General features: G+C 67.4%; 2 protein-coding genes. One reads left to right on the top strand and one right to left on the bottom strand.

The window, feature by feature from the left end; translation table 11 throughout:
* Positions 1–357 (top strand): AGE family epimerase/isomerase (locus tag EN738_RS34180; protein ID WP_189606129.1); only part of this gene is annotated, 357 nt, incomplete at its 5' end.
* 184 nt (positions 358–541) lie between these two features.
* Here EN738_RS34180 and betB read toward each other — a convergent pair.
* Positions 542–1,609 (bottom strand): betaine-aldehyde dehydrogenase (gene betB, locus EN738_RS34175; RefSeq protein ID WP_127287354.1); only part of this gene is annotated, 1,068 nt, incomplete at its 5' end.

Raw genomic sequence — 1,609 nt, 5'->3', positions numbered from 1 at the left:
CTCTATGCCTCCGCCGTCGCCAACGGCCTCAACCGCGCCACCGGCCTGTCCTACGGCGCCGTCTCCAGGCAAGGCCTGCCGCTCGACCGGGTGTCGCGCAGCTGGCCGCAGGCCGAAGCGGTCAAGGCGGCGATTGCGCTGGACGGCACGGGCGGGCCGGACCTCAAGCCGGAGATCGAGGCGCGCGTCGGCCGCCTGTTCCGCTGGCACATCGACCCGGCGCCGCTCGGCCTCTGGATCGACCGCATCGACGAACGCGGCCGCTCGCTGGCGACCGACGTGCCGGCCAGCATTTTCTACCACCTCGTCTGCGCGCTGACGCAGTATCTGGATGGAACGGCCGGGGAGGGAGGCTGAAGCCGCCGATCTCCCCCCACGAGGGGGAGATGGCCGGCAGGCCAGAGGGGGTCGGTTCGACTGGACGCGACCTTCTTTTGCGACAGGATAAGGCTAGCGCCCCACGCGCGGCGACCCCCCTCTGTCGCCTTCGGCGACATCTCCCCCTCAAGGGGGGAGATTAGGCGTGCCTCGCGCCAGCCCCTCAATACGGGCTCGCCACGTCCCCCGTCTCGACATAGACCGCCTTCAGCTGTGAGTAGAGTGCCAGCGCCGCAAGCGAGTTCTCCCGCCCGATGCCCGACTGCTTCACCCCACCGAAGGGGATTTCCACCGGCGTCAGATTGTAGGCGTTGATCCAGCAGGTGCCGGCCTGCAGTTCGGCGATGACGCGGTGGGCGCGCGGCAGGTCGCGGGTGAAGACCCCGGCGGCGAGCCCGAATTCGGTGTCGTTGGCGCGCTCGATCACCTCGTCCTCGCTGTCGAACTTCAGCACGCTCATCACCGGCCCGAAGATCTCTTCGCGGGCGATGCGCATCGTATCGGTGACGCCGGTGAACACCGTCGGCTCGACGAAGAAGCCGCCCTGAAAACCCTGCAGCGAGGGCACGCTACCACCGCAGGCGAGGGCAGCGCCGTCTTGCCTGCCGGTCGCGATGTAGGAGACGACCTTCTCCTGCTGCGCCTTGTTGACCAGCGGCCCCATCTGCGTTTCTGGATCGAGCGGGTCACCGATGCGGATCTTCTTGGTACGCTCTACCAGACGGTCGACGAAACGGTCGTGGATGCCCTTCTGCACGAAGACACGCGTACCGTTGGAGCAGATTTGACCGGTCGAGTAAAAGTTGCCGAGCATGGCGCCGCCGATGGCGTTTTCGAGATCGGCGTCGTCGAAGACGATCAGCGGCGACTTGCCGCCGAGCTCCATCGTCGCGTGCTTCATCTTCGAGCCGGCGAGCGACAGCACCTTGCGTCCGGTTGGCACCGAGCCGGTCACAGAAACCTTGGCGACGACATCGTGGCCGACGAGGCCGGCGCCGACATCGCCATAGCCCTGCACGACGTTGAACAGACCGTCGGGCAGGCCGGCCTCCGAGTAGATCTCGGCCAGCGCCAGCGCCGACAGCGGCGTGTTCTCCGAGGGCTTGAACACCATGGCGTTGCCCATGGCGAGCGCCGGGGCGGATTTCCACCCGGCGATCTGGATCGGATAGTTCCAGGCGCCGATGCCGACGCAGACGCCAAGCGCCTCGCGCCGCGTGTAGGCGAAAGG

The sequence above is a fragment of the Mesorhizobium sp. M4B.F.Ca.ET.017.02.2.1 genome, from assembly GCF_003998955.1.
Taxonomy (GTDB): domain Bacteria; phylum Pseudomonadota; class Alphaproteobacteria; order Rhizobiales; family Rhizobiaceae; genus Mesorhizobium; species Mesorhizobium abyssinicae.
This window is presented reverse-complemented; position numbering and strand designations above follow the sequence as displayed.